Annotated in this window: 1 protein-coding gene; it reads left to right on the top strand. The window is 56.3% G+C overall.

The window, feature by feature from the left end:
* Positions 1–80 precede the first annotated feature (80 nt).
* Positions 81–1,436: an IS1182 family transposase gene (locus ABIE60_RS16545; RefSeq protein WP_354470596.1), complete on the top strand. Its 1,356-nt coding sequence runs from the start codon at positions 81–83 to the stop codon at positions 1,434–1,436.
* The last annotated feature ends 155 nt before the right edge of the window (positions 1,437–1,591 follow it).

The raw sequence follows: 1,591 nt of genomic DNA, 5'->3' as shown, positions 1-1,591 counted from the left end.
CTAGCAGTCTGTCGGGTTTTCGATAGCCCTGTGAGATAATCCCCCTATTATCGAGATCGAGCTATGACCGGAACGTCATCATGAGCCGCTTTATTCCAGTAGACCGCCAGACCGATTACCTGCTGCCACCTTCAGTTGATGAGTGGTTGCCCGATGAGCATCTGGCGCGTTTTGTCGTTGATGTGGTCGAGCAGCTGGACTTGTCTTCGCTGACACAACAGTATGCTGGCCGAGGCCATAAGGCGCATCATCCTGCGGTATTGCTGAGCCTGCTGATCTACGGCTACGCCACTGGCGTGATCTCCAGCCGCAAGATCGAACGCGCCACCTACGACTCGATTGCCTTCCGCTACCTGGCCGCGAACACTCATCCCGACCACGATACGCTGGCCACTTTCCGCCGTCGCTTTCTACCCGAACTGGAGCAATTGTTTGTTCAGGTACTGTTGCTGGCACGTGAGATGAAGCTCCTCAAGTTCGGCACCATCGCCCTCGATGGCACCAAGGTTAAAGCCAATGCCAGCAAGCACAAGGCGCTGTCCTATGGACATGCCAAGAAGCTGGAGGCTCAGCTCAAGACCGAGGTAAACGCCTTGATTCAACGGGCCGAGGCGGCCGACAACGATGTCGCGACCGATGGTATGGACATTCCGGCCGAAATCGCGCGGCGTGAAGCCCGTTTGGCAGCCATTGCAGAGGCAAAGCTCAAAATCGAAGCCCGTGCGCAAGAACGGGATGCAGCAGAACACACCGCTTACCAGGATAAAACAGCCAATCGCGATGCGCAGCGAAAGGCAGGCAAAAAGCCGCGTGGGCGTGACCCCAAGCCCCCGATGGGTGGTCCACGCGATAAGGATCAGGTGAACCTCACGGATCCGCAGTCACGCATCATGCCGGTCACGGGTAAGGGCTTTGATCAGTGCTATAACGCCCAGGCAGCGGTGGATACTGAGAGCATGTTGGTCACCTCTATCCACGTCACGCAGGCGACGAATGACAAGCAACAAGTCATGCCGCTGCTGAACGCATTGACCGCCTTGCCAGCCTCATTGGGCAAGGTGACCCATCTGCTGGCGGATACCGGTTACTTCAGTGCTGAGAATGTTAAGGTGTGCGGCCAGCAAGGTATTGAGCCTCTTATTGCTATGAAACGAGACGTCCACCACCTGCCACTGTTCGAGCGTTTTGCGGCCGAGCCATTGGCGCCGGACAGTGAAGATCCCGTTGAACAGATGGCCTATCGCCTGAAAACACAGGCCGGTCGGGCCCGTTATGCCCTGCGCAAACATACTGTGGAACCTGTGTTCGGCATCATCAAACACGTTATGGGGTTCAGGCAGTTCTCACTCAGAGGGCTGGACAACGTCAGTGGTGAGTGGCGTTTGGCTACCCTGGCATGGAATATCAAGCGTATGCATCGCTTAGTGGTGAGCTGACAGACACTGCTGGAAATGAGCGCCTGTGACAGCCGCATAGGGATCGAGCAGCGGTAAAGCGAATGCACAGGTCATGATGGCTGTCTGGCGATCATTGAAAGCGATAAAGGGCTCTGTCACTCCGACGAGCCACGTTAATCCGACAGACTGCTAGA

The sequence above is a fragment of the Marinobacterium sp. MBR-109 genome, assembly GCF_040547565.1.
Taxonomy (GTDB): domain Bacteria; phylum Pseudomonadota; class Gammaproteobacteria; order Pseudomonadales; family Balneatricaceae; genus Marinobacterium.
The sequence above is the reverse complement of the archived record's forward strand: the minus strand, read 5'-3'. Positions and strand labels throughout refer to the sequence as shown.

Bases quoted from the DNA above. Each gene is read 5' to 3' on its own strand.
- ABIE60_RS16545 (WP_354470596.1), top strand. From the start codon at position 81: ATGAGCCGCTTTATTCCAGTAGACCGCCAGACCGATTACCTGCTGCCA.